The organism is Thermoanaerobacter wiegelii Rt8.B1 (assembly GCF_000147695.2).
GTDB classification, from domain to species: Bacteria; Bacillota; Thermoanaerobacteria; order Thermoanaerobacterales; family Thermoanaerobacteraceae; genus Thermoanaerobacter; species Thermoanaerobacter ethanolicus.
Genome location: NC_015958.1, coordinates 2226004 through 2247209, shown reverse-complemented (window position 1 = coordinate 2247209; position 21206 = coordinate 2226004). Strand labels below are relative to the sequence as shown.

20 protein-coding genes and 1 pseudogene are annotated in these 21206 nt (G+C 34.7%); 20 read left to right on the top strand and 1 reads right to left on the bottom strand.

What is annotated here, in order from left to right; translation table 11 throughout:
* The first annotated feature begins 13 nt into the window (after positions 1-13).
* The 6 genes and pseudogenes from THEWI_RS10920 to THEWI_RS10895 all read left to right on the top strand — a co-directional run bounded on the left by THEWI_RS10920 (position 14) and on the right by THEWI_RS10895 (position 6151).
* A complete protein-coding gene (locus THEWI_RS10920) occupies positions 14-958 on the top strand; it encodes an AAA family ATPase (protein ID WP_014063463.1) in 945 nt (314 codons plus the stop codon).
* Positions 951-2105: a DUF58 domain-containing protein gene (locus tag THEWI_RS10915; RefSeq protein WP_014063462.1), complete on the top strand. Its 1155-nt coding sequence runs from the start codon at positions 951-953 to the stop codon at positions 2103-2105. Before THEWI_RS10920 ends, THEWI_RS10915 begins: the two co-directional genes overlap by 8 nt.
* On the top strand, positions 2074-3999 hold the full coding sequence (locus THEWI_RS10910; protein ID WP_244262227.1) for a transglutaminase-like domain-containing protein: 1926 nt from the start codon (positions 2074-2076) through the stop codon (positions 3997-3999). The genes THEWI_RS10915 and THEWI_RS10910 overlap by 32 nt, the downstream gene beginning before the upstream one ends.
* 14 nt (positions 4000-4013) lie before the next feature.
* A complete protein-coding gene (locus THEWI_RS15070) occupies positions 4014-4253 on the top strand; it encodes a DUF4129 domain-containing protein (protein ID WP_041589249.1) in 240 nt (79 codons plus the stop codon).
* Between the two features lie 124 nt (positions 4254-4377).
* Positions 4378-5567 (top strand): annotated as a pseudogene (locus tag THEWI_RS10900) (ISLre2 family transposase).
* Positions 5568-5737: 170 nt separating this feature from the next.
* Entirely contained in the window at positions 5738-6151 is a 414-nt protein-coding gene (locus tag THEWI_RS10895; RefSeq protein ID WP_003868505.1) for a universal stress protein, read from the top strand.
* Between the two features lie 9 nt (positions 6152-6160).
* Here THEWI_RS10895 and THEWI_RS10890 read toward each other — a convergent pair whose 3' ends face one another.
* Positions 6161-6820, bottom strand: coding sequence for a BON domain-containing protein (locus THEWI_RS10890; RefSeq protein ID WP_014063459.1), 660 nt, complete (start codon positions 6818-6820; stop codon positions 6161-6163).
* A 169-nt stretch (positions 6821-6989) separates the two neighbouring features.
* On the opposite strand from THEWI_RS10890, the gene THEWI_RS10885 reads away from it, so the two are divergent.
* The 14 genes from THEWI_RS10885 to iorA all read left to right on the top strand — a co-directional run bounded on the left by THEWI_RS10885 (position 6990) and on the right by iorA (position 21205).
* Complete coding sequence (locus THEWI_RS10885) at positions 6990-8645, top strand: transposase (protein ID WP_014063458.1); 1656 nt, start codon at positions 6990-6992, stop codon at positions 8643-8645.
* Between the two features lie 104 nt (positions 8646-8749).
* On the top strand, positions 8750-9583 hold the full coding sequence (gene cdaA / locus THEWI_RS10880) for a diadenylate cyclase CdaA (protein WP_003870054.1): 834 nt from the start codon (positions 8750-8752) through the stop codon (positions 9581-9583).
* The gene (locus THEWI_RS10875; protein WP_014063457.1) at positions 9573-10763 is read left to right on the top strand and encodes a CdaR family protein; all 1191 of its coding nucleotides are present in this window, start codon (positions 9573-9575) and stop codon (positions 10761-10763) included. The genes cdaA and THEWI_RS10875 overlap by 11 nt, the downstream gene beginning before the upstream one ends.
* A gap of 200 nt (positions 10764-10963) precedes the next feature.
* Positions 10964-12028, top strand: coding sequence for a butyrate kinase (gene buk, locus THEWI_RS10870; RefSeq protein WP_208854417.1), 1065 nt, complete (start codon positions 10964-10966; stop codon positions 12026-12028).
* Between the two features lie 13 nt (positions 12029-12041).
* Positions 12042-12938 carry a phosphate butyryltransferase gene (gene ptb / locus THEWI_RS10865; protein WP_003870051.1) on the top strand — a complete coding sequence of 299 codons (897 nt, stop codon included), beginning with the start codon at positions 12042-12044 and terminating at the stop codon, positions 12936-12938.
* Between the two features lie 37 nt (positions 12939-12975).
* Complete coding sequence (locus THEWI_RS10860; protein ID WP_014063455.1) at positions 12976-14043, top strand: Glu/Leu/Phe/Val family dehydrogenase; 1068 nt, start codon at positions 12976-12978, stop codon at positions 14041-14043.
* Between the two features lie 88 nt (positions 14044-14131).
* A complete protein-coding gene (buk, locus tag THEWI_RS10855) occupies positions 14132-15205 on the top strand; it encodes a butyrate kinase (RefSeq protein WP_208854416.1) in 1074 nt (357 codons plus the stop codon).
* Between the two features lie 14 nt (positions 15206-15219).
* On the top strand, positions 15220-15894 hold the full coding sequence (locus THEWI_RS10850) for a hypothetical protein (RefSeq protein WP_006569555.1): 675 nt from the start codon (positions 15220-15222) through the stop codon (positions 15892-15894).
* Between the two features lie 14 nt (positions 15895-15908).
* Positions 15909-16121: a 4Fe-4S binding protein gene (locus THEWI_RS10845; RefSeq protein WP_003870047.1), complete on the top strand. Its 213-nt coding sequence runs from the start codon at positions 15909-15911 to the stop codon at positions 16119-16121.
* A 15-nt stretch (positions 16122-16136) separates the two neighbouring features.
* Positions 16137-17204, top strand: coding sequence for a 3-methyl-2-oxobutanoate dehydrogenase subunit VorB (locus THEWI_RS10840; RefSeq protein WP_014063453.1), 1068 nt, complete (start codon positions 16137-16139; stop codon positions 17202-17204).
* A complete protein-coding gene (locus THEWI_RS10835) occupies positions 17204-17953 on the top strand; it encodes a thiamine pyrophosphate-dependent enzyme (protein WP_003870045.1) in 750 nt (249 codons plus the stop codon). The genes THEWI_RS10840 and THEWI_RS10835 overlap by 1 nt, the downstream gene beginning before the upstream one ends.
* 2 nt (positions 17954-17955) lie before the next feature.
* Complete coding sequence (locus THEWI_RS10830) at positions 17956-18513, top strand: 2-oxoacid:acceptor oxidoreductase family protein (protein ID WP_003870044.1); 558 nt, start codon at positions 17956-17958, stop codon at positions 18511-18513.
* 38 nt (positions 18514-18551) lie between these two features.
* Positions 18552-19442, top strand: coding sequence for a bifunctional enoyl-CoA hydratase/phosphate acetyltransferase (locus THEWI_RS10825; protein WP_014063452.1), 891 nt, complete (start codon positions 18552-18554; stop codon positions 19440-19442).
* 29 nt (positions 19443-19471) lie between these two features.
* Positions 19472-21205, top strand: coding sequence for an indolepyruvate ferredoxin oxidoreductase subunit alpha (iorA, locus tag THEWI_RS10820; RefSeq protein ID WP_014063451.1), 1734 nt, complete (start codon positions 19472-19474; stop codon positions 21203-21205).
* Position 21206: the final 1 nt, after the last annotated feature.

Sequence of the window (21206 nt, the reverse complement as noted above, 5' to 3'; positions counted from 1 at the left end):
GGTGGAGGTAAAAATGGATAATATTGCTGTAGAAAAAATTATAGAGAATATAGAAAGAGTAATAATAGGGAAGAGAAAAGTTATTGAACTTGTGGTAATAGCTTTATTGGCTGAAGGTCACGTCCTAATTGAGGATGTTCCTGGTGTAGGAAAGACTTCTTTAGTTAAGGCTTTAGCTAAATCAGTAAATCTTAAATTTAAACGAATACAATTCACACCGGACCTTTTGCCTTCAGATGTTATAGGCATAACTATTTACAATCAATTAAAGAATGACTTTGAATTTAAAGCAGGTCCTATAATGAGTCAGATAGTTTTAGCTGATGAAATCAACAGAACTTCTCCTAAGACTCAATCTAGCCTCTTGGAGGCAATGGAAGAAAGACAAATAACTGTTGATGGGGTTACTTATTCTTTACCTAAGCCTTTTATGGTATTGGCTACCCAAAATCCAATTGAATATGAAGGGACTTTTAGATTGCCAGAAGCTCAATTGGACAGATTTATGATAAAAATAGAGATAGGTTATCCCGATGAATATCAGGAAATGATGATTTTAAAAAATTTCGAGAGAGAGGACCCTTTAGAGTCTCTTTCTCCAGTAGCCGATGCTGAAGACATAAAGGAAATGCAAATGAAAGTAAAGTCTGTCTATGTAGATGATCTAGTCAGAAATTATATTGTCACATTAGTTGCTAATACCAGAAAAAGCAAAGCAATAAGGTTAGGTGCAAGTCCAAGAGCTACTGTAAATTTAATGAGAGCTGCTCAGGCAAAGGCCTTTTGCGAAGGAAGAAATTATGTTTTACCAGATGATGTAAAAGAATTAGCGGTACCTGTGTTATCTCATAGAATCATTTTAAAAAATGAAGAAAGATTTGAAGGATTGGACGAGAAAATGTTTATTAAAAATATTGTAGACACCACAAAGGTGCCGGTGATAAAAAGATATGCGTAATAAAATTTTTCTTTTATTGCTACTCATAGTTTCTTTTGCTTTTGCCATTTTTACCGGCGGGAAAATACTTTATTTGCTTGTCTATGAATTTGCATTTTTTATCCTTTTGAATTACCTGTATATAAGGCATATAAAAAATTCTATAGATATCTATGTTATATCTCACAAAGATGAAATTACTGTTGGAGAAGAGATAGCTTATGAGATAACTTTGATAAACAACAGTTTTCTTCCTGTTTTTAATCTTAAAATTATTGACTATTCTCCTCTAAATGCTAAATTTAAATCAGAAGAATGGTATCTTATGCCTTTTAAAAATAAAAAAGTACAAAAAAAATTTGTGATTTCAAAAAGAGGAATATATTTTCTTGGACCTTTTGAAGTAGAAATAAAAGATCCTTTTGGAATTTTTAATGTAGTAAAAAAATATGATTTTAAATTAAAATTTGTAGTGCTACCAAGGATTCATAATATAAATGTGGAATTGAAGGCAAGACAACAATTAGGAAATATAGAGGCGGAAAATAAAGCTTTTGAAGATTATACTAATATATCGCAATTAAGAAAGTACAATTATGGTGACAGTATTAAAAGGATTCATTGGAAGGTGTCAGCAAAGAAAAGAGAACTCTACGTGAAAGAATTTCAAGTATCCGCGATGAGTGAAGTTTATATTTTGTGGGATTTAGATAAAAACCATTTTGCTATGGATACCCAAGGAATAATAGATGAAAATTGTGCTGAATGCATGTTATCTATAGCGAAATTTTGCCTTTTACATAGTATTCCTGTAAGTGTTATAGATTACAATACTGGTAAGGTTCATATAAAAGGAAGAACGATTAAAGATTTTAAAAATTTTATTGAGGCTTCTTTAAGGAATTTTCCAGTTTACGAAAAAAGTCTAGAGGACTTTTTGAGATTATATAAAAGTATTCCCTATGATGTGACTCTTATTTTAATAACTCCTTATTTGAATAATGTAATTTTAGGAGAATTAGCGGATTTAAGAAGCAGTAATAGAGAATTAATAATCTATTATGTTAATGACCCAAAAGAAATTGAAGATAAAATTAGCAAATTAGATATCGAAGTTGTTTTCTGGGGGAAGAAAGATGTCAAAAGAGCTAAAAAAGAGTTTGCATGAACACATTATGACAATTGCCCTATCTCTTGTGGTTATATCATCTGCTGTTAGCGGCTTTAGATTCTCATATCCTTTCTATTATCTTTTACTATTAGATATAGTATTAGTGATATTTTTTGCTTTTTTGCTCAAAAGGCCACAACTGATAATATTTTTGCTTACAAGCCTTTTACTTATAGATGTCATAGTTTTTATCAAATATCGCAGCTTATTAGTGAGTATTGTATCTTATATTGATGGTTTTATAAAATGGGCGGATATTTATATGAATTATACAATTTCGCCTCCAGGCTTTGACCTTTTAACAGAAAAATATAGATTTTTTATGATTATAATGACCGTTGTTATAGTAACACTGATTATTACGTTATTAAATATTATCATAAGGAGTTGGTTTTTAACTTTATTTTCAGGAATATTGTTTTTTGTTGTGCAGTGGTATAATTATGTAGATGCTGCTTACCTCTATATGACAGTTTATATTACGCTTTGTTTTATAGATATTGGAATAAAGAACTATTTTAAAAAAGGCAGTGCCAAAGCACCTATTGCAGTTTTTTTGATTGTTGTAATCTTTCTATCTTCTATTACCTCTATCAGTGCTCAATTGATGCCTAAAAACTTTAAACCCGTTAAGTGGGAAACATTGAATAATTGGTTTTATGATACTTTCCCTTTTACTAGAGATTGGAGAAATGGCGAAGGTACTAATGATGATTGGTTTGGGGAAACGGTTTTTACTACTTTTGCCAATGAATTAGGCGGAAATGTGAAACCGAGTAATTTTTTAATAATGGAAGTAGAAGCCGATGAAAGTACTTACCTTAGGGGAATGGTCTATGATACTTATACTTATTCCTCAAAAAGTCCTTTAATTTATGATAATTTTTCTAATAGATGGGAAAATTCCAGACAACAGTATATGTATGTAGAAAGCAGCGATAAAATTCCGCCAACTTTCAGTAATAATGTAAATTTTGAAGTAAAAACTATCACAGTAATTCCACTAAAAATTAAGTCAGATATTCTTTTTTCCCCTTGGCAACCTCATAAACTAAGCTATGATTTTTATTATGAAGTTGATAATTTAAACTTAAGAGCAAAAACCTCTCATGGTACTGGAGAGCCTTATGTTGTCACTTATTTAAAGCCACAAATTGATTTAAATTCACTGAGGCAAAAAGGTAACGAGACTTTAAAAGGCGAAGAAAGAATAAGATATTTGTCTTATCCAGCTATTCTTCTACCAGAAAGAGTGAAAGATTTAGCTTATTCTATCACAAAAGACAAAAAAACTCTTTATGATAAGGTAAAAGCAGTGGAAGAATATTTAAGACAATACCCCTATTCTTTAGATGTTCCTCCTACTCCTTCGGATAGAGATTTTGTTGACTATTTTTTATTCGATCTAAAAAAAGGATATTGTTCTTATTATGCGACAGCAATGGTGATTATGCTCAGGACAATTGGAATTCCTGCACGATATGTAGTGGGATTTAGAATGCCGCTAGTACCTAGTAGTGATGGCAAATACAGGATTACCGCTGCCAATGCTCACGCGTGGGTAGAGGTATATTTTGATGACTACGGTTGGATTACTTTTGAACCAACACCTAATTATCCCTCATTAGAATTTCCAATGTCCCTCTCAAATAATAATCACTTAAATTTAGAAAATGATATGGAATTACAACCAGATAACGGGAGTAGAGATTCCCATAGCACAGTCGATAAACTGCAACAAAGTGATAATACGGAGACAACTTCTCAGGAAATTGCTTTTTTCAATTATAATAAATTTAATATTTTACGTTTTGGCTTAACATTGATAGTAATTTTAGTGGTAACAACTTCTTTATACTGGTGGGATAAAAAGAAAAAATTAATAATTTAGGCAATAAATTTTGGGTGATATATTATTATGAAAAAATTGGAAAGCATTTAGCTAAAAAGGGCTTAAAAAAATTAGATACGGAAACTCCTTTAGAATATCAAAAAAAAGTGTTGGGAAATGGGTATATAGGTTTCAGTGAAGTTACGCGAATATACAATGAAACAGTTTATGGAGGTAAAACACCTTCTCAAGAAGAGGTAGGTTATCTAAAAGAATTTATAAAAGGGTTAAAAAAAGAAACCAGTTACATCTAAAAAGAATATAAGGCTTATTGATAGTGTAAAATTATCGTAGGATTTTTAAAGTGAAAAAACAAGAGACAACCCCTGTGATAAAATAGAAATAGGAAACAAAACATCACAGAAAGGGGTGTCTCTTGTGAAAAAATATATTTTTGAAGATATTATACTACAAAATGCTCTAAATTTCACTAGAGAAGTAGTAGAAATTTTTGGTGATTTATTAAACGAAGGAATGGATATTACAAGACTTGTAGCAAGAATAAAGGAAATCACGGACAAACTAGGTAGTGAAGTAATAGAAGCAATTATTGAAGAGTTAGATAGGATAATAAAAGAAGACAAGAGAAGGAAAGAAAAATGGATAGTAGAAAGGAGCTAAGTAAACAGACGGTATTAAACGCAATAAGGGAAATAGGGGAAGTAGAAGTAAAGAGAGAAATAAAAGAGAAGAAAGAAGTAAGGGTATTATACATAGAGGCAGATGAAGACCATGTACCTTTACAAGAGGGTGGAGATGAAACACCTCGATTGGTGTACATACATGAAGGGAGGGAAGAGAGAAACGGAAGAAACGTACTGAAAAATGTGTATTACAAGGCATACGTAGGAGAGAAAGCTGAAGACATATGGATAGATGTAGCAAATTACATAGAAGAAAATTACAAGGAAGAGAAGATAGAGAAGATATACATAGCAGGAGATGGAGCGCCGTGGATAAAAGAGGGATTAGAGTGGATAGTAAAATCAAGGTTTGTGTTAGACAGATATCATTTAAACAAATACGTATTAAAAGCTACATCGAAAGAGCCAAAATACAGGGATAAGATATGGAGAGCAATAAATGAAGGAGATAAAGAAGAACTAAAGAAGGTATTTAATGAACTAATAAAGGTAACAAAGGAAGAGAGAGAAAAAGAGAAGGTAAAAGAGGCGAAGAGGTACATACTAAATAATTGGGAAGGAGTAGAGATATACAGTAAAGACAAAGATGTAATAGGGTGCAGTGCAGAAGGGCATATAAGTCATGTATTTTCTTCTAGATTAAGTAGGAATCCATTAGGATGGAGTAGAGAAGGATTAAAGTTAATGGCGAAATTAAGAGTATTCAGCAAGAATGGAGGAGATTTGAGAGAAATAGAATGGGGTAAGAAAGAGAATATAAATGAAGGGAGCTACAAATTAACGAAGAAGCAAATAAAAGAGGCGGTAAGGAGAGTTAAAACGTCTACAAATGAAAAAATAAATAATATTACGGTTTTGAATATAGGGAAAGTAACACCAATATATAAGGTTTTAAGAGCAATAAAATATGCGCAAGTTATATAAAATGCATGATAAGTTGAAGGCGGAAATTAACTAAGTTTCAGGGGTTGTCTTAAAAAAATCCTACAGTATCTTGACACTATCAGGCTTATTAATAAATTTGACATAAAGTAGAGAATTCACATATAATAATATTGGAAGGGAAAGTATGCACCTGAAAGGGGTTTATTAAAATGGTTTTAAGTTACGAGCCTGGCGTGAAAAGCAGAATTATGGTGTGCGTAACCCCACAGAAAAGTTGCCGCAGGCTTGTGGAAAGAGGTGCTGAAAGAGCGAAAGAAACTAATGGTGAGTTTTGCGTTGTATACGTTAACAAAAACAACGACATCTCAAATGATTTAAAGCAAAACAAAGTATTGCTGGAGCTCTTTGATTTAGCACAAAAAATGGGTGGCAGAGTTTCTATTTTGGTGGGTAAAAAAATCTCAAAAACGCTGGCAGAATTTGCGAAAGAAAACAATATAACCGAGATAATAGTAGGCAAGTCTTTAAGGTCTGCTCTGGATGTTATACTTCATGGAGATGTGATAAATCCATTGAAAAAAGAAGTAGAAAAGAATGACATAAGAGTAGAAGTCATAGAATGACATATCCTTCTATGACTTCTCTCTAATTTTTATATGATTTATCACTTTTTTTACCCCATTTACGCTTTCAGCTGCTTCATTGGCTAATTCTTTTTCTTTTAAATTATTCACATATCCACTTAATGTTACTGTCCCGTTGTTTGCTGTAATAACTAAATCAGGCAAACTCAAATCATAACGAGACAGCTTTTGTACTACTAAATTTACAAGAGATACATTATCTATTTTATGCTCTTTGTTAAGTTCTAATTTGCTTATTACACTTTTGACACCCATGGCTTGGGCTGCTTGACTTATGCTTTCTATTTCTTGCTGTGCGTTATTAATCTTTCCATATAAAGTTACGGTACCGTCGGTTGCATCAACACCTAATTCTCCTATTTCTTCATGAAATTTGGAGTTCTGAAGATTTCTCAAAACACCCTGCTTTATATCTCTGTCTGTTATTTTGCTATCTATTGCAATTGTTATATTATTTTCTACTTTTTTTACACCTTCTACGCTTTCTGCTATTTTTTGAGCGTGATTTTTTTCGGATAAGTTATCTACTATTCCATACAAAGTTACATGACCATTGATACACCGGACATTTACATCTACTCCGTAAGACACCCTTTCCTTTTCTAATTTTTCCTTTATATTTTTTTCTATAATTTTATCTTTATTCATTTTCATCCTCCTTATTTTTTGCTAAAATAATTTTTCCACTTTAATTAAAATTTAATTCAGTTTAAATTATGATTAAGGTGTCAAAAGTATTTTTTCATCCATGATAAACTAAAAATGTGGTAAAATAGAAATATAAACAAAATCAAAATAGAAGGAGCGATACATAGCCATGGCATTCAAACCAAACGAATATCAACAAATAACAATGGATGATAGATTCTTAAACTTAGATGATAGAACAAAAAAGTTCGTTTTAAATTCATGGGCAAAAGACTTTGCTGAAATCATATTTCCAGCAATCAATGAGAGACGGTTTTCTGTGTTGTACAGTGACAATCCCGCTTCTCGTCCCAACAGTCCTGTAAACGCAATAATTGGAGCCCTAATACTAAAAGAAATGTTTAATCTCACAGATGACGAACTATTAGCAAGCATCCTATGTGATGTACGTTTTCAGTATGCACTTCACACTACAAGCTTCAAAAGTCAACCTTTCAGTGACAGGACTTTTAGCCGTTTTCGTGAAAGGCTATATCTTTACAATCTGGAAACAGGAAGAGACCTTCTTCATGAAGAGATGGAAGCCATGGCAAACGTATTTGTAAAATACTTTGATATAAATCCATCAGTAAAAAGGATGGACAGCATTATGGTATCATCCAGTTGCAAAAAAATGTCCAGATTAGAAATACTATACACATGCGTAGCAAATATGGTCAAGGCAGTATACAAAACAGGAGAATATGAGCATCTCAAAAACATGGAACACTACCTGGACGAAGACGACAGAAACAAAACAATTTACCATAGAAAAAGCGAGGAAATAACAAAAAGACTTCAAGAAATAATTGATGATGCCTATACGCTAATAAAAGAATTAGGAGAAGCATACGCTGAATTACCGGAATATCAGCTATTACAACGTGTACTAAAAGAACAAACAGAAATAACAGAAGAAGGCAAGATAGTACCAGTAGAAAAAGAAAAAATAAGCCCTGATAGTCTCCAAAACCCAAGCGATCCAGATGCAACATATCGCAAAAAAGCAGGAAAAGACCATAAAGGCTATGTAGCTAACGTAGTAGAAACAATAGACGAAAAAGGCTCCATAATAACCAGCTATGACTATGATGTAAACACACACAGTGATAGCAGCTTTTGCAAAGAAACAATAGAAAAACTTGGAAAGCAAGAAAAAGAAATAACAATAATAGCAGATGGAGCTTACAGCAGTATTGAAAACATAGAACTTGCAGCCGAAAACAATATCGAACTGATAACAACAGCTCTTATAGGTAAATTACCGGATGAAATACAAAGCGAATTTGAATTAAATGAAACGACTCATGAAATAGTCAAATGTCCAAGAGGAGAGAAGCCATACAAAACAAGATACTATGAAAAAACCGGAGTATATAGAGCATCCTTCAATAAAAAAACATGTGAACATTGTCCCCTGAGAGAAAAATGTGGAGCAAAATTACAAAAGAAATCAGCGTATGTATTAATAACAGCAAAAACAATGCAGAGAGCAAGCTACTTAAAAAAGATGTCAACGGAAGAATATAGTATACTTCAAAAGATAAGAAATGGAGTGGAGGGTATCCCATCAATACTAAGGCGTAAATATCATGTAGATGTGATGCCTGTAAGGGGATTAGTGCGCTCAAAAATCTGGTTTTCATTCAAAATAGGAGCTATAAATGCGAAAAAAGTACTAAAAATGGCAGCAGAGATGGCTGCAATTCTGTATGATAATATCAAAGTCAGATTTATTTTTACAGAATCAGGTAAAAATCAAGAAAAGTTGTTATTAGCTGCTTAAAAAAATGCTTCTTATGACACTCAAATCAATTATTTTTTATTCAAATTTGTTGTATAATTAATATGTACACACGATTTACCACAGAGCCTTGAGAGGTGAATTTTTTGTTTAATGGACTTATAGATATCATAAAAACAATGCGCATTAACGATGTAATAGATATTTTAATAATAGCTTATGTCCTGTATCGCTTAATTTTGGTAATACACAAAACACGAGCAGAGCAGTTGCTTAAAGGGCTTGCTGTGTTAATTGTAATTACCAAAGTGAGCGAATGGCTACAACTTAGGACAGTCAATTATATATTGCGAAATGCTATGACGGTAGGAGTTATTGCGCTTTTAATTGTTTTTCAGCCGGAGTTAAGGCGTGGATTAGAGTCTTTAGGTAGGAGCGGGTTCTTAGGCAAAAATTTCTTCTTTTTTAATGAAGAGGAAAAAGATATGTCAGAGGTTTTAGGAGAGATATGCGATGCGGTACAATTTTTGTCCCGCTCAAAAATAGGGGCTTTAATTGTTTTAGAAAGGGAGACAGGCCTTAATGAGCTCATTGAAACTGGCATAGCCATGGATTCTAAAATTTCCAGTGAGCTTTTAATAAATACCTTTATACCTAATACGCCCTTACACGATGGAGCTGTCATAATTCGTGGAGATAGGATTATGGCGGCAGGTTGTTTTTTACCTTTAACAGACAACCAAAATCTAAGTAGTGAATTAGGAACACGCCATAGAGCGGGAATAGGTGTTACTGAAATATCTGATGCGGTAGCGATAATCGTTTCTGAAGAGACAGGCACTATTTCTCTTGCACAAAATGGCAGGATTTCAAGACATTTAGATGCAAAAACTTTAAAAGAGGTGTTGTCGAGCATATTTGAAGTAAAAGATACCAAAAAGCCCGTATGGAAAAAATGGGGGAACAAACATGCTGACTAAAGATTTTACAATAAAATTGCTGTCACTGGTATTGGCTTTTTTACTGTGGCTTTATGTAATGGGAGAAGAAAATCCAGAAATTCCTTATGAAATAAGCAATGTGCCTGTTAAATTGATTAATAGCGATACTTTAGAGAAAAAAGGACTTATTGTTTTAGATGAAAAAAATTATACGGTAAATGTAAAAGTAAAAGGAAGACGAAGTGATGTTCTGAATATAGCAGCCCAGAATATATCAGCTTTTGCAGATTTAAGCAGAGTAAATTCTAATGGGACAAATGTCATTCCTGTTACAGTGGAAGGATTACCTAGAAATGTCTCCTTAGTTTCAATAAATCCGTCAGAAATAAAGGTAGAAATAGATAATATTGCGAAAACGCAAATGCCAGTTACTGTAAAAGTAATTGGCAATGTGATGGAAGGTTATGCTATGCAACCTGCTGTCCCCACGCCGGGAGAGGTATTGGTGATTGGACCAGAAAGTAAAATTAATCTTATAAAAAATGTGATAGCTGGGGTCAATGTTTCTTATAAAAAAGAGGATGTAAAAATCTCTGTTCCAGTGGTTGCTGTTGACAGAGAAGGAAAAGAAGTAAAAGGCGTTACTATTACTCCTAATCTTGTTGAAGTATATATTCCTGTAAATAAATCTATACGTGTGCCTGTAGTTCCTAAAATATTCGGAAAACCAATGGAAGGATATATGATAGCATCTGTAAATGTACTGCCAGAGTATGTGTATATTACTGGTGATGAGACTGTCCTAAATACGATAAAATCTATAAGTACTAAGCAAATCGATATTTCTGGGAAAAATGAACCTGTCACTGAAAATGTACCTTTTGATTTGCCAGATGGTGTGAAACTTGTTAAAAGTGATATTAATGCAAAAGTATATGTGGATATACAAAAAATAGCGACTAAAGAGATTACTATAACCAATATAGATATAAAAGGAGCAGACAACAAAAATGTTATAATTCAAAATCCAGATTTAGTCATTACTATATCTGGCCCAGAAAGTGTAGTTAATGGAGCTACAGCATCCGATTTTAACGCATATATAGACGTAACCAATCTGCCAATGGGTGATCATTCTTTAACTGTAAATATAAATACTAACTTGAACTTGCAAATAATTAGGATTAAACCTGACAAAGTAACTGTTAATATTCAATAGGCGGGCAATTCCCGCCTATTAATTTTGCTAAAAATCTATCAATTCCACAAAATATAAAGTCTTTATAAAAAAATTTTAATTTAAGAGAAGGATTTTTGACAAATATGTAGAATTAAAATATTGTAAGGTTAAAAAATTTTTAATAACACTCAAAAATTGTAATAGAACTTCATATTATGTATTAAGAAGGGCAGGTGAACCTGTTGAAAGTTTTAGTTATTAATCCGGGTTCTACTTCTACTAAAGTGGCATTGTATGAAGAGGAAAAAGAAATTGTAAAAACGGAGATTGTCCACGACATTGAAGCGCTTAAAAGATATAAGAGTATCATTGAGCAATTTGATTTAAGGTTAAATGCTATAAATGATTGGATAGAGCAAAACAACATAAACTTGAAAGAAATATCTGCAATTGTGGTAAGAGGAGGACTTATTAGACCTGTTCAAAGTGGTACTTATCTTGTAAACGATATTATGCTTGAGGATTTGAGAAGGGGAGTTGGAGGTGAACATGCTTCAAATCTCGGTGGACTAATTGGAAGAGCTATAGGAGATAAGCATAATATTCCTGTTTATACATTAGATCCTGTAGCTGTTGATGAAATGGAAGATGTTGCAAGAATTTCTGGCCTCCCTGAGCTTCCAAGGAAAAGCCAATCTCATGCCTTAAACATAAAGGCTTGTGTACATCGCTATGCTAAAGAAAATGATATTAAGGAAGAAGAGTTAAATCTTGTTGTAGCTCACATGGGGGGAGGCATTTCTGTAGCAGCAATTAAAGGAGGAAAAATTGTAGATGTAAACAATGCAAATCAAATGGGGCCGTTTTCTCCTGAGAGGACAGGAAGCCTGCCATCGATGAAAGTTGTTGACCTTTGTTATTCTGGTAAATACAGTTTTGATGAGATGAAGAAAAAAATTGTAGGTATGGGTGGGATGGTAGCACATCTTGGGACAAATGATGCGAGAGAAGTAGAAAAGCGAATACAAAATGGTGATAAAAAAGCTAAATTAGTTTTTGAAGCTATGGCTTATCAAATTGCAAAGGAAATTGGCAGAATGGCGGCAGTATTAAAGGGGGATGTGAAATCAATAATTTTAACTGGTGGACTTGCTTATTCTAAACGACTAATAGAGATAATCATTGATATGACGAGCTTTATTGCACCTATAACTCTTTATCCAGGGGGAGATGAAATGGAAGCTTTAAGAGATGGTGCATTAAGAGTTTTAAGAAATATTGAAAAGCCCAAGATTTATAGCTGATGAGGTGTATGATATGAGAACATTTGAAGAAATGTATAATTACGTAAAAGACTTGCCTCCCAAAACTATAGCAGTAGCTCAAGCGGCAGATGAAGATGTATTAGAAGCGATTAAAGAAGCTCATGAAAGAGGAATAGTAAAAGCAATATTAGTTGGTGATAAAGAAAAAATAGAAAGGATAGCTTCTTCAATATCAATGCCTTTAAAGGATCACGAAATAATAGACACAAAAAGTAACTTAGAAGCTTGTCGCGAAGCTGTAAAGTTTGTGAGCGAAGGCAAAGCTGATATATTGATGAAAGGCCTTGTACAGACGGCAGAGATATTAAGGGTTGTTTTAGATAAGGAAATTGGTCTTCGCACTGGAAGAACTTTAAGTCATGTGGCTGTTTTTGAATCTCCTTATAACAGGCTTATCCTTTTGACAGATGCAGCAATGAATATTGCCCCTGATTTGAAAGTGAAAATAGACATAATTTTAAATGCAGTAGACGTTGCAAGGCAAATTGGAATTGATGCTCCAAGGGTTGCAGTTTTAGGAGCTGTTGAAACAGTTAATCCTGATATGCAAGCCACATTAGATGCAGCAATACTTTCAAAAATGAGTGAAAGAGGTCAAATCAAAGGGGCTATAATAGATGGGCCGTTGGCTCTTGATAATGCTTTATCAGTAGAAGCAGCGCGGCATAAAGGGATAATAAGCCCTGTTGCAGGTAATGCTGACATTCTTTTAGTTCCAGATATTGAAGCTGGTAATATGCTGTATAAAGCTATAACCTATATAGCAGAAAGAAGGATAGCAGGAATAATAATGGGGGCAAAAAGGCCGATTGTCTTGACTTCAAGGGCAGACTCCAGTGAAGCTAAATTTAATTCTATAATGTTGGCATCTCTTGCTTCTAATGTTTGATTATTAAAGTTGATTATTAAATAGGAGGAGATATTTTATGAAAATATTTGAAATAATGGAAACTAAAGATTATGAAAATGTGATTTTATGCCATGACAAGACTTCAGGTCTTAATGCGATAATTGCAATTCATGACACAACTTTAGGTCCTGCTTTAGGCGGATGTAGGATGTGGACTTATGACTCAGAAGAGGATGCAATAAATGATGCATTAAGGCTTGCAAGGGGAATGACATACAAAAATGCTGCTGCGGGCCTAAACTTAGGTGGAGGTAAAACAGTTGTAATAGGAAACCCTCGAACAGATAAATCTGAAGCACTATTTAGAAGCTTGGGAAGATATATAGAGTCACTAAAAGGAAGATATATAACAGCAGAAGATGTTGGAACTAACTTAAAAGATATGGAATATATACGCTATGAGACGAAATATGTAGCAGGGTTAGCAGAAACCAGTGGAGACCCGTCTCCTTTTACAGCTTATGGAGTCTATAGGGGTATGCAAGCAGCTGCTGAAGAGATTTTTGGAACTTTAGATTTAAGAGGAAAAGTAGTTGCAATACAAGGTGTAGGAAATGTAGGCTACAATTTAGCGAAACACTTATATGAAGCAGGGGCAAAGCTAATTGTGACAGACATATTTGAAGACAATGTAAAGAGGGCAGTAGAGGAATTTAAAGCTGAATATGTGAAACCGGATGAGATTTATGGGGTAGAATGCGATATATTTGCGCCTTGTGCTTTGGGAGCGATAATAAACGATGAAACGATACCGCAACTTAAGTGTAAGATAGTAGCAGGTTCAGCTAATAACCAGTTAAAAGAAGAGAGGCATGGGGATATATTGCAAGAGAAAGGCATACTCTATGTGCCTGATTACATTATAAATGCTGGTGGGGTTATAAATGTAGCTGATGAGCTTAATCCTTCTGGCTATAACAGAGATAGGGCTATGAGAAAAGTTTCTATGATATTTGATACAGTGAAAAAGGTTATACAGAAATCTAAAGAAGAGAACATACCGACATATGCAGCAGCAGATAGAGTGGCAGAAGAGAGGATAAAGACCATTGCTGCTGTAAAAGACAATTATATTGTCAAATAAGGGTGGGCGGTTTTTTGCTTGCCCTTTCCTTAAAAATTTTGATAGAAAAAGGAAGTGTAATATAATATAAATTGATAGCACGGAGGGGATTGTTTTGCCTTTAATTCTTGTGATAAATCCCGGCTCTACATCTACAAAAGTTGCTGTGTTTAAGGACACAGTGCCCCTTTTTACTGAAACTTTAAGGCACAATACTGAAGAGCTTAGTAAGTATAAAAGTATTATTGACCAGTTTGAATTTAGAACTCAGGCGATTTTAAATATGTTAAAAGAAAAAGGCATTTCTCTTTCAAAAATTGATGCAATAGTAGGGAGAGGCGGACTTTTAAAGCCAATAGAAAGTGGAACTTATATTGTAAATGAAAAAATGATAGAGGATTTAAAGAAGGCTGAAAGAGGAGAACATGCTTCCAATTTAGGGGGTATAATTGCTTATACTTTAGCTAAAGAACACAATATTCCAGCTTATATAGTAGACCCTGTAGTAGTGGATGAGTTAGAGGATGTAGCGAGAATAACAGGGATGCCTGAGATTGAAAAATCTAGTATATTCCATGCGTTAAATCAAAAAGCAATTGCTCGCCGTTTAGCTGCTGACTTACACAAAAAGTACGAAGAAGTAAATTTAATTATTGCTCATTTAGGTGGTGGTATATCTGTTGGGGCTCATAAACACGGCAGGGTAGTAGATGTAAATGATGCTCTAAATGGAGAAGGGCCTTTTTCTCCAGAAAGGGCAGGAGGCCTTCCTGTACTTGACTTAGTAAAATTATGTTATAGTGGCAAATACACCTATCAGGAGATGAAAAAGAAGTTAATAGGCCAAGGAGGAGTAGTGGCACATTTAGGAACTAACGATGTAAGAAAAGTTTATAAAAAAATTGAAGAAGGAGATAAAAAAGCAGAATTGATATTAGAAGCTATGGCCTATCAAACAGCTAAAGAAATTGGAGCTATGGCAGTAGTTTTAAAAGGCCAGGTAGATGCAGTAGGAATTACAGGTGGAATTGCGTATAACGAGGATTTTGTAAAAAGGATAAGTGAAAGAGTAAAATTTATAGCTCCTGTTTATGTATACCCTGGTGAGGATGAAATGTTAGCTTTGGCGCAGGGGGCATATCGGGTACTTAGCGGTGAAGAAAAAGCTAAAATGTATAGTTAAAGGGATGATGGATAATGGATTTCAAAAGGTTGACAATTGTAGTAGGGCATTACGGTACAGGTAAGACCGAGGTTGCAATAAATTATGCTAAGTTTATAAGAGAATCAGGAAAAGAGGTAGAAATAGTCGATTTAGATATTGTAAATCCATATTTTAGGTCGAGGGAAGTGAGAAAAGAACTTTTTGATAAGTGGGGAATACGAGTAGCAGGAGTAGAAGAGAAATATATGAATGCAGATGTGCCTGCTATTTCCCGCAACATCTACGGGGCATTATACAGCAAGGATAAATATGCAGTCTTCGATGTTGGGGGAGACGATGTAGGAGCAACTCCATTAGGTCAGTATCGGCATATAATAAAGGATCAAGATGCAGAAGTATTATTTGTAGTTAATGTAAACAGGCCACTTACAAAAGATGTAGAATCGGTCATTGAATATCTTAAATCGATTGAAGAAGCAGCTAAAATTAAAGTAACTCATTTGGTAAACAATACTCATTTATCTTATGAAACAACAGTAGAGGATATTTTAAAAGGTCAAAAAGTGGTGGAGGAAGTCTCAAAAATTACAGGGATACCTATTAAGATGGTGACTGTAAAAAGAGAATTGCTCAACAAAGTTCCTGACTTAGGATATCCGATATTTCCAATTGACCTTTATATGAAAACTCCATGGGATAAAATGTGAGAGGAGGAATTTATGTGGCAAAAGTTATTTTTAATGAAGATTTATGTAAAGGTTGTGAATTGTGTGTAAATGCTTGTCCCAAGAAGATTATTGAAATGGACATGAGCAAAATAAATGTGAAGGGATATCATCCTGCCACTGTTAAACCGGAAAATATGAACAAATGTATAGGTTGTGCATTTTGCGCTATGATGTGTCCTGATACTGTTATAACAGTTATAAAATAAATGGAGGGGAGTAAGATGGCTAAGGTATTAATGAAAGGTAATGAGGCGTTAGCGGAAGCAGCTATTCAAGCTGGGTGTAGACATTACTTTGGTTATCCTATAACACCTCAAAATGAGGTTACAGCTTACATGGCAAAGAGAATGCCAGAGGTAGGTGGCGTATTTTTACAAGCAGAAAGTGAAGTTTCTGCTATAAATATGGTATATGGAGCAGGTGGAGCAGGAGCTCGTGTTATGACTTCCACCAGCAGCCCTGGTTTGAGTCTTATGCAAGAAGGTATCTCATATCTTGCAGGTGCTCAAGTACCTTGTGTAATTGTGAATATAATGAGGGGTGGCCCAGGATTAGGAGATATTCAAGGAGCTCAAGGAGATTACTTTCAATCTACAAAAGGAGGAGGCCATGGAGATTATAGATTGATTGTCCTTGCTCCTTCTACAATCCAAGAAATGGCAGATTTAGTCCAAGAAGCTTTTGATATTGCAGATGAATATAGGAACCCTGTTGTTATATTGGGAGATGGGATGTTAGGTCAGATGATGGAACCTGTAGATTTTGAAAATATTCAAAAAAGAAAGAGAGATATTCCAGAAAAAACATGGGCTACTACAGGAAGAGGAAATAGAGAGCATAGAAACATAATCAATTCTTTATATATCGATCCACCTGTATTAGAGAAATATAATTATCAATTATTTGAAAAATATGCAAAGGCTGAAAAGAATGAAGTGAGATATGAAATGATAAATTGCGAAGATGCGGATGTTATTTTAGTTGCTTATGGTACTATTGCCCGCGTAGCAAAGAATGTGATGAATATTGCAAGAAGAGAAGGGTATAAAGTAGGATTAATAAGACCTATTTCCTTGTGGCCTTTCCCGAAAGAGCCTTTCGAAAAGACAGTTGATACCGCAAAAGCTTATTTGACTGTAGAAATGAGCATGGGACAAATGGTAGAAGATGTAAAACTTGCAGTACAATTCAAAAAGCCGGTCTATTTCTACGGAAGGCCAGGTGGTATGATACCAGAACCATCTGTGATGCTAGAACAAATTAAGAAAATAGCAGGGGGTGTGAAATAATGGCTGTTGTATTTCAAAAAACAAAGGGATTGACAGATACGCCTTTTCATTATTGTCCAGGCTGTACTCATGGTATAATCCACAGGTTAGTAGCTGAAATTATGGAAGAGTTAGATGTTTTAGATAAGGCAATAGGTGTTGCTCCTGTAGGATGTGCTGTATTTGCATATGACTATTTTAATTGTGATATGCAAGAGGCAGCTCATGGGAGGGCTCCAGCAGTTGCTACAGGTATTAAGAGAGTTCATCCTGATAAAATTGTGTTTACTTATCAAGGAGATGGAGACTTAGCAGCTATTGGAACAGCAGAGATTGTTCATGCGGCTGCAAGGGGAGAAAATATAACAGTTATTTTTGTCAACAATGCTAACTATGGAATGACAGGAGGCCAAATGGCTCCTACTACATTAATTGGTCAGGAAACAACTACTACTCCTTACGGAAGAAAGCCGGAAATAAATGGTTATCCCATTAGAGTGAGTGAAATGCTGGCAACCCTTGAGGGTACAGCATATATTGAAAGAGTATCTGTTTACGATGTAAAACATGTAATGCAGGCTAAAAAAGCCATAAAAAATGCATTTTTAGCTCAAATACAAAAGAAGGGGTTTTCTATGATAGAAGTGCTCTCTAGTTGTCCTACTAACTGGGGTATGACACCGGTAGAGGCATTAAATTGGATAAAAGAGCACATGGAACCGTATTACCCTTTGGGTGTGTATAAAAACACCTTAGAGGAGGTTAAGTAATTATGGAAGAAAGAATAATTTTTGCAGGCTTTGGTGGTCAAGGAGTTTTATCAATGGGGCTTATAATTACCTATGCGGGAATGTTTGAAGGGAAAAATGTGTCTTGGACTCCTTCTTATGGTCCTGAAATGAGAGGAGGAACTGCTTATTGTAATGTCACTGTATCAGATGAGGAAGTAGGCTCTCCAATTATTACAGAGGCTACCTCTGTAGTTGTAATGAATAGGCCTTCTTTAGACAAATATGAATCTTATGTGATACCAGGTGGAAAATTATTCATAAATACTTCATTAGTAGATAGAAAAGCAGAGAGAAAAGATATAGAAGTGTATGAGATACCTGCCAATGATATTGCTAATGAATTGGGTAATTTAAAAATTGCTAATATGGTGATGCTAGGAGCTTTCATAGAAGCCACTAAAGTTGTAAAAATGGAAACAGTACTAAAAGCTCTGCCTGAGGTCTTTGGCAAAGGTAAAGAGCATTTGATGCCTATAAATGAAAAAGCGTTAAATAGGGGAGCAGAATTAGTAAAAAGTCTCATTACAACTAAAAAATAACCTCTTCGGAGGTTATTTTTTCTGTAGGAGGTGTAAATTTGAAAAAATTAAGTGAAATTGTAGAGAAAGCAAAAGGATTCAAAAAAATATTTACTGTGGCAGGGGCAGAAGACTGTGAAGTATTGTTAGCATGCGAATCTGCAAGAAAAGAAGGGATAGGAAATCCTATATTGGTAGGTATTAAAGAAAAAATAGAAACTATTGCAAAAGATATAGGCATTGATATTAAGCAATATGAAATAATTGATGAAAAAGAAGAGTCGGAAAAATGCAAAAGGGCAGTTTTAGAAGTTAGAGAAGGTAGGGCTTCTTTTGTCATGAAAGGCCTTATTCCTACGGCTACTCTTTTAAAAGCTGTACTTGACGGCGAATACGGAATTAGAGGAGAAGGACTACTCAGTCATGTAATGGTTTATGAAATTCCCAACTATCACAAGTTATTGCTTTTGACTGATGGAGGAATGAATATTAGTCCTACTTTAGAAGAAAAAGTGCAAATTTTAAAAAATGCTATTAAAGTGGCAAAAGCTATAGAAATAGAAAATCCTAAAGTAGCGTGTTTGTCGGCGGTAGAAGTGGTAAACCCTAAAATGCCTTCCACTGTTGAAGCCGCTAAATTAAAGGAAATGAACCAAAGAGGTGAGATAGAAGGAATAGTAGATGGTCCTTTAGCTTTTGACCTTGCCATAAGCAAAGAGGCGGCAATTCACAAAGGAGTAAAAAGTGAGGTTGCAGGAGATGCCGATATTTTGTTGGTGCCATTTATAGAGGTAGGAAATGCTTTAGGTAAAAGCTTTACTTATTTTGCAAAGGCAAGAAGTGCAGGAATTGTGGTAGGAGCAAAAGCGCCAATTGTTCTAGTTTCAAGAGCTGATTCCCACGAAGATAAGTTTAATTCTATAGCTTTTGCCTGTGCAGTATCTTTTTGATAACGATAAATTAAATGGGGGGAAAATGAATGAAAAAAATAATGATGGGCGATGAAGCAGTAGCAAGAGGTGCTTATGAGTACGGCATCACTTTTGCTGCTGCATACCCTGGTACACCAAGCACAGAGATAATAGAGAATATAGCTAAGTACAAAGAAATATATTCTGAATGGGCGCCAAATGAAAAAGTTGCTGTTGAAGCAGCAATTGGTGCTTCTATCGCAGGCGCAAGAAGTCTTGCTGCTATGAAACATGTTGGCCTTAATGTGGCAGCAGACCCACTTTTCACTTTTGCATATACAGGTGTTAATGGGGGGTGTGTAATTGTAACGGCAGATGACCCTGGAATGCACTCATCACAAAATGAACAGGACAATAGGTATTATGCAAAATTTGCTAAAATACCCATGTTAGAACCTTCAGACAGTCAAGAATGTAAAGATTTTGTAGGATACGCATTGGACATAAGTGAAAAGTACGATACTCCTGTTTTGTTAAGGCTTACAACAAGGGTAAGTCATGGCAAAGGAGTAGTAGAATTAGGTGAAAGGCAAAATGTAGAGATGAAACCTTATAAAAAAGATATTCCTAAATATGTAATGGTGCCTGCTAATGCACAAAAAAGGCATGTAGTTGTAGAAGAAAGGTTAAAGGCTTTAAGACAATTGTCAGAAGAAATTTCTATTAACAGAATAGAATGGAATGATAGAGAAATTGGCATAATTACCAGTGGTATAAGCTATCTTTATGTAAAAGAAGTTTTTGGAGATGAAGTTTCAATCTTAAAATTAGGAATGACTTATCCTTTGCCATCAGAGCTTATAAAAAAATTCGCAGAAGGAGTTAAAAAACTATACGTTGTAGAGGAATTGGATCCTTACATCGAAGAATATGTAAAAAGCTTAGGAATAAAAGTCATAGGCAAAGAGATATTGCCGATAGTAGGGGAATTAAATCCTGGTATAATAAGAAAAGCTATAAAGGGTGAAGAATTAGAGCATATATCAGTTGATACAAAAGTGCTAGGTAGACCTCCTATGCTTTGTGCAGGATGTCCTCACAGGGGAGTTTTCTACGTATTGAAAAAAAAGAGAGTTCCAGTCTTAGGCGACATTGGATGTTATACTTTAGGGGCAGCTCCTCCACTGGAAGCTATAGATACCTGTGTTTGCATGGGAGCAAGTATTTCTGGATCTCACGGATTCCAAAAGGCCAATGAACACAAAGGAAGGAAACAAAAGATTTTTAGTGTAATAGGTGACTCAACTTTCTTCCATTCAGGAATAACAGGTTTGATTGATATAGTCTACAATAAAGGAAATGCTGTACCTATAATTCTTGACAACCGCATAACAGCTATGACGGGGCATCAGCACAATCCTGGAACTGGGAAAACTTTGATGGGAGAAGAGGCTCCAGAAATAGATATAGCGAAATTAAGTGAAGCAATAGGAGTAAAAAGAGTAAGAGTGGTTGATCCTTTTAACTTAAAAGAAGTTGAAAATGCTGTTGATGAAGCTATGAATACTGACGATATAATGGTAATTGTAGCAAGGGGACCTTGTGCTTTGATTCCTCCGAGACCTCAGGGAGAGTGTAGAATAGACCAAGATAAATGCAAAAAATGCGGTTTGTGTCTAAGGATAGGTTGTCCTGCTATAAGCAAAAAAGATGGAATATTTAGCATAGATCCTGACCAGTGTACAGGGTGTACAGTTTGTATGCAAGTATGTCCTTTTGATGCTATAGTAAAGGTGAGGTGAA